This window comes from Paenibacillus rhizophilus, assembly GCF_003854965.1.
Classification (GTDB): Bacteria; Bacillota; Bacilli; order Paenibacillales; family Paenibacillaceae; genus Paenibacillus_AQ; species Paenibacillus_AQ rhizophilus.
Genome location: NZ_RQPI01000016.1, coordinates 97,964 through 104,322, shown reverse-complemented (window position 1 = coordinate 104,322; position 6,359 = coordinate 97,964). Strand labels below are relative to the sequence as shown.

Here is a 6,359-nt window from a genome sequence, read left to right as displayed (position 1 = left end):
GATTTGCCGCCGACTTCCTTCAGATTCCACCTCGCGGTAGACACCCTTGTCTTAAGCTAATGGCTACTACTGCCTTCGCCATTCGGGACTTCAACCCTAAAGATAGCGCCCATGCTGGGCGCACAAAGAAAAAGAGATCCTGTCCATCCGGACACAGATCTCTTTATGATATTCCAAAATTGGGCCAGTCGATTCGTCTGCGAGTAAGTAAAACAGCCGGTTTCGGAGAAAACCGCTCCGGCCGTCCTCTCCCCGATCCGTCTAAGCCTGAACCGCCTTCAGCTGCGTTCCCGCCTTGGGCCCGTCGGACTCTTCAAAGAACGCCCCACCGCTCTCCAGCTCGCTTGCAATCGACATCATCAGCTTGATCCGGTTCGTCTGGTTCACCACACTGACGCCCGCATCATAATCGATCGCGGCAATATTCGCGCTTGGATACAGCTCTTTCAGGCCTTTCATCGTCCCGCGCCCGGTAATGTGGTTCGGAAGGCAGGCGAAAGGCTGGATGCAGACGATGTTGTTCACGCCGTGATCGAGAAGCTCCATCATCTCGGCGGTCAGGAACCAGCCCTCGCCCATCTGGTTGCCTACGGAAACGAGCCGTTCGGCCTTTTCAGCGAGACGGTAAATGTTCTTATCTTTATGGGCAACCCCCGCTTCTTCAAGCGCCGCCGTAATCGGCTTGCGGTACATTTGCAGATACGAAATGAGCAGCGGGTTGATCAGCCCGAGCGTTTTGTTCTTGCCGAACTGCTCCGCCCGGTAAATCGGATTGTACAGGCAGTAAAAGATGAAATCGAGAAAATCAGGCAGCACGGCCTCTCCGCCTTCGGCTTCGATTAAATCCACAATCCGGTTGTTGGCGTCGGGATGAAACTTGATCAAAATCTCGCCGACGACGCCTATCCGCGGCTTAACCGCAGGCGTCAGCGGCAGGCGGCCGAAGTCTGAGGCAATCTCGCGGGAGAGCTTCTTATAGTCGCGGAACGAGAAGGACGACAGGCTGTCCTTGCAGCGCTCCATCCCCTGCCGAAACAAAGCTTCGGCGCTTCCCGGAACCTTCTCATAAGGTCTGAAGCGGTGCAGCAGCCGCATCAGCAAATCGCCGTAGCAGGCGGCGGCGAACATCCGGTTGATCATCTTGAACCCGATCCGGAAGCCCGGCTGATTCTCAAGACCCGAAGCGTTCAGCGACAGAACGGGAATCTTTCCGAGTCCCGCATCCTTAAGCGCCTTGCGCAGCAGGGAAATATAATTCGTTGCCCGGCAGCCTCCGCCGGTCTGCGACATGATGACCGCGGTCCGGTCCGGATCGTAATCTCCGCTCTGCAGCGCCGACAGGATCTGGCCGATCGTCACAATTGCCGGGTAGCAAGCGTCATTGTTGACATACTTCAGGCCTTCTTCCGTTTCCTCGGGGCCGGACTTTTCAAGCACCTTAAGCCGGTAACCGAAATCCCGGAACACCCGCTCGAACAGCTCGAAGTGGATCGGCGACATCTGCGGAGCCAGAATCGTATAGTCCGATTTCATGTCTTTCGTAAAAGGCGCGCTCTGATCGGCAGCCTTGGCCCGGAGAGGCGCCGCCTCTCCGTTCTCCCGCTCGCGCATCGCCGCGAGCAGCGAACGCAGCCGGATGCGGGCCGCGCCCAGATTGCTGATCTCGTCGATCTTGATCAGCGTGTACACCTTATTGCTTCGCTCCATAATATCCTGCACCGCATCGCAGGTGATGGCGTCGATACCGCAGCCAAACGAGGTAAGCTGCACCAGTTCCAGATCGCTGCGCTCCGCCGCGAGCCGCGCGGCCCTATAGATCCGCGCGTGATAGGTCCATTGGTTGACGACACTCAGATCGCTCTCGGCGCGTCCCATATGGAAGACCGCATCCTCGGTAACAACCGCCAGCCCCATGCCGGTAATGAGATCCGCAATTCCATGATTGATTTCGGGATCGGCGTGGTACGGATGCCCGCAGAGCAGGATGCCTTTTGTTCCGGTCTCTTCAAGGAACGCCAGCGTCTCCTCGCCCTTCCGCCGCAAATCGCTCTTGGCCCGTTCCGCTTCGGCCAGCCCGGCTTGTATAGCGGCGGCAATCTCATCCTTCGGAATATCCGGGAAGGTCCGCGCCAGCCCTTTCGTCAGCGCCGGAATGTCGTCAAAGGTCAGGAACGGACTGACAAGCGGAATGCCCTTCTCTTTAAGGCCGTCCATATTGTTGCGGATTACCTCCGGGTAGGAGGCGACGACCGGGCAGTTAAAGTGATTGTCAGCGGTCTTATCCTCTTTCTTCTCATATACGATGGCAGGATAGAAAATAAAATCGACGCCCTTGCCGAGCAGGCTCTGCACATGGCCGTGGGCCATTTTGGCCGGATAGCAGACCGCCTCGGACGGAATCGTGTCCATGCCGCTCTCGTACAGCTTTTTGTCCGATTTCGGAGACAGCACCACCTTGTAGCGCAGCGCGGTAAAGAACGCATGCCAGAACGGATAGTTCTCGAACAGGTTCATGGCGCGCGGCAGCCCGACAGCGCCGCGGTCCGCCTCCTCATCTTGCAGAGGGGCGTAATCCAGGAAACGCTCATATTTATACTGCATCAGATTCGGCAGCTTGTTCTTTTCCTTCTTCCCGCCGGCTCCGCGCTCGCAGCGGTTGCCGGTTACATGGAAGCTGCGGTCCGTGAACCGGCTGATCGTCAGCGGGCAATTGTTGCCGCATCGGCCGCACCGGCCCTGCGTCACCTCGTAAGCAAAGCTCTCCAGCTCCTGCGGGCCGAGCAGCGTGCTGACGCCGTTCTCAGCCGCGTTCTCCCTCGCGAGCAGGGCGCAGCCGTAAGCTCCCATTACGCCGGCGATATCCGGGCGGACGACGGTTCTCCCCGTCAGCTGCTCGAAGGCACGCAGCACGGCTTCATTATAGAAAGTGCCGCCCTGCACGATAATACGCTCTCCCAGTTCATCGAATCTGCGAATTTTGATGACCTTTTGCAGCGCGTTCTTGATGACGGAGTAGGCCAGCCCGGCCGAAAGGTCGGACAGGGAAGCCCCTTCCTTCTGCGCCTGCTTAACCTTCGAGTTCATGAACACGGTGCAGCGCGAGCCGAGATTGACGGGCTTCTCCGACTGCAGCGCGGCTTCCGCGAACTCGGAGACGCCAAGGCCGAGCGCCGAGGCGAAGCTCTCCAGGAAAGATCCGCAGCCCGCAGAGCAGGCTTCGTTCAGCATGAGGCTGTCGATGGCTCCGCCCCGGATTTTGATGCACTTCATATCCTGGCCGCCGATGTCGAGAATAAAGTCGACTTCCGGCATAAACTTGGCGGCCGCCTTGTAATGGGCAACCGTCTCCACTTCGCCCCCGTCGGCCTTGAGGGCCGCCTTGATCAGACCCTCGCCATAGCCGGTCGCATAGCAGCCGGCGATATGGCAGCCGTCCGGCAGCACCCGGTATATCTCCTTCAGCGCATCGCTTACCGATTGCAGCGGATTCCCTTGATTGCTTCCGTAATATGTATACAGAATTTCGTCGCTGCCGCCCGTAAGCACAAGCTTCGTTGTCGTCGAACCGGCGTCGATTCCGAGATAGCATGGGCCGCGGTAGGAGGACAAATCCGCACGAACCGCCCCGGCTTCCGAATGACGACGCCGGAATTCCTTGAGGTCGGCCTCCGTCTCAAAGAGCGGCGCAAGCTCGCCATCCTCGGAGCGCTCCGATGCAAAATCGACGGCCGCGATCCGTTCCATCCATTCTGTAAGCGGCACAGCGGAGCTGTCCCCTTCGGTCAGCGCCGAGCCGATCGCCACGAAATACTGCGATCTCTCCGGAAACAGAATGTCGTCCTCCGCAAGCTCCAGCGTCTCCGCGAACCGGGCCCGCAGTTGGGATAAGTATGTCAGCGGACCGCCCAGGAAAGCGACACGGCCGCGAATCGGACGCCCGCAAGCCAGTCCGGCGATTGTCTGATTGACAATGCTTTGGAAGATCGAAGCAGCCACATCCTCGCGGCGCGCCCCTTCGTTCAGCAGCGGCTGAATGTCGCTCTTGGCAAAGACGCCACAGCGCGAAGCGATCGGATAAATACGCTCGTGATCCTTAGCAAGCGCGTCGAGCCCAGAGGGGTCGGTCTGCAGCAGCGCGGCCATCTGATCAATAAAAGCGCCCGTCCCGCCCGCGCAGGCATTGTTCATTCGCTGCTCGATGCCGCCGCTGAGATAGATGAGCTTGGCGTCCTCTCCTCCAAGCTCAATTGCGGTATCGCAGGACGGGAGCAGCTCGCCTATCGCTTTCGTACAGGCGATAACCTCCTGGACAAAGGGTACATCCCCCAGCTTGGACAGGGACAGACCGGAAGAACCGCTAACCGCGAGCACCGCATTTCTTCCCGGAAACAGGGATATCACTTCATCCAGTAGAGCGAGAACCGCCTTTTTTATATCGCTATAGTGTCTTATATAGTTCTGATGAACAATCTCGTTCCGCTCCATGACAACCAATTTAGCCGTAGTCGATCCGACATCCAGCCCGATCTTCAACTGCATTCTGCCATCACCATGCCTTATTGAATATTTTAACTTTAGGAAAAATATCACATAATAGGCTAATGAAATCTATTAAAAATGTAACAATTAAAAATGTAATTGACCGCTGCAAACACAACTATCGTCCTATTCCCCGTCAAGGCGCGCCGCGACCGTCTCCGCATGCCCTTTTACACGCACCTTTTTCCAGATGTCCGATACAATGCCCGACTCGTCGATCAGGAAGGTGGAGCGCACAACACCCATGAATTCCTTGCCGTACAGCTTCTTGAGCTGCCACACCCCATATTGCTCACTTACTTTGTGGTCTTCGTCGGACAGAAGCAGAAAAGGCAGTTCGTTCTTCGCGATAAACTTGGCGTGCGACTGAAGATTGTCGGGGCTCACGCCCAGAATGACGGCCCCCCTGGCCGTAATCCGGTCATTGACGTCGCGGAACTCGCATGCTTCCTGGGTGCAGCCCGGGGTCATATTTTTCGGATAAAAATACAGCAGCACCTTGCGTCCCCTGTACTGGTTCAAGCTTACCTCGCTTCCGTCCGAAGCGGGCAGCGTAAAGTCCGGCGCCTCTTGTCCGATAGTCAGTTCTTCCATAGTTCATGCACTCCTTCGATTTTTAAAAATCACCCTTTGCGGGCGCGGCCCCGCCGGCGGGACGTACAATTGATTGTAACCATAAAAGAAATTATAATGTAGGGAATGCGAATGTGAAAGGAAGAGCGAGAAATGCCGCCACGATCGAAAAGACACGCAAAGAAGCGAAAGTCAAGGAAACCGCTGATTTGGAGCTTTAGCATCATCCTCCTGCTCTTGGTCGGGGGAGCCGTTTATTATTTCACTTCCATCTATCAAGGTCTTGACAGTATGCACAAGCAAGGAGAAGCTTCTCCTTTTAAAAATGTGGAAACGGTAGATGCCAATACGCCTGATCCTCCGAAATGGGAGGGTACGGAGCCGGTGAATATCCTGCTGATGGGCGTGGATGCGCGCGGCGTGAAAAAGGGCGAAATTCCCCGCTCGGACACGATGCTCGTGGCTTCTCTCGATCCGGTGAACAAGAAGGCCCACGTCTTCTCCATCCTCCGGGATACGTACGTATCGATTCCCGATCATGGCCGGGACCGCATCAACACGGCGATCATCTACGGCCCCAACACGGCGATGCAGACCGTCAGCGATCTGCTCGGCATTCCGATTCAATATTATGTCTACACCGACTTTCAGGGCTTTATCAAGCTGATTGATTCGGTCGGCGGCATAGACTATACGGTTGAAAAGGACATGGTCTACAAGACCAAGGCCGACGGCCCCGAATACGACATCGATCTCAAAAAAGGATATCAGCACCTTGACGGCAATATGGCGCTCCAGTATGTGCGTTTCCGTCACGACGCCACTTCGGACTTCACGCGCACACAGCGCCAGCGGGCATTCCTGAGCGCCGTGGCAGACAAGCTCAAGAGCACCACTTCGCTTGTTAAGCTTCCCGGCATTCTGTCGCAGATCAGCCCCTATATCGACACGAATCTGTCAATAAACGATATGTGGAAGCTGGCAAACGTCGGTTATGGCAGCAGCGTGGCCGGAAGCGAGCAGATTCCGCCGATGAAGCTCTTGGAAGAGGAGACCGTCCGGGGCTCATCCGTGCTGGGCATTCGGGATCTCGATGAATTGAAGCAGTTCGTGCAGGAAACGATGGCCAAGACGGAAGCTGTGGCTTCTCCGTCTCCATCTTCATCGCCTTCCGCTTCGGCGGGAAGCGACAGCTCACAATAATCACCCAGCCGCATTTCTTGGAAAGCGGCCGGCACAAATGGCGC

The 6,359-nt window shown here is 56.7% G+C and carries 3 protein-coding genes; 1 reads left to right on the top strand and 2 read right to left on the bottom strand.

From position 1 onward, the window contains the following. Window positions 1-261 precede the first annotated feature (261 nt). Both EH198_RS20715 and bcp read right to left on the bottom strand, forming a co-directional pair. A complete protein-coding gene (locus EH198_RS20715; RefSeq protein ID WP_124697427.1) occupies window positions 262-4,539 on the bottom strand; it encodes a 2-hydroxyacyl-CoA dehydratase in 4,278 nt (1,425 codons plus the stop codon). Window positions 4,540-4,665: 126 nt separating this feature from the next. Then, window positions 4,666-5,133 carry a thioredoxin-dependent thiol peroxidase gene (gene bcp, locus EH198_RS20710; RefSeq protein ID WP_124697426.1) on the bottom strand — a complete coding sequence of 156 codons (468 nt, stop codon included), beginning with the start codon at window positions 5,131-5,133 and terminating at the stop codon, window positions 4,666-4,668. A 132-nt stretch (window positions 5,134-5,265) separates the two neighbouring features. On the opposite strand from bcp, the gene EH198_RS20705 reads away from it, so the two are divergent. After that, window positions 5,266-6,315 carry an LCP family protein gene (locus tag EH198_RS20705; protein ID WP_124697425.1) on the top strand — a complete coding sequence of 350 codons (1,050 nt, stop codon included), beginning with the start codon at window positions 5,266-5,268 and terminating at the stop codon, window positions 6,313-6,315. Window positions 6,316-6,359: the final 44 nt, after the last annotated feature.

Bases quoted from the DNA above. Each gene is read 5' to 3' on its own strand.
- EH198_RS20715 (WP_124697427.1), bottom strand. From the start codon at position 4,539: ATGCAGTTGAAGATCGGGCTGGATGTCGGATCGACTACGGCTAAATTG.
- bcp (WP_124697426.1), bottom strand. From the start codon at position 5,133: ATGGAAGAACTGACTATCGGACAAGAGGCGCCGGACTTTACGCTGCCC.
- EH198_RS20705 (WP_124697425.1), top strand. From the start codon at position 5,266: ATGCCGCCACGATCGAAAAGACACGCAAAGAAGCGAAAGTCAAGGAAA.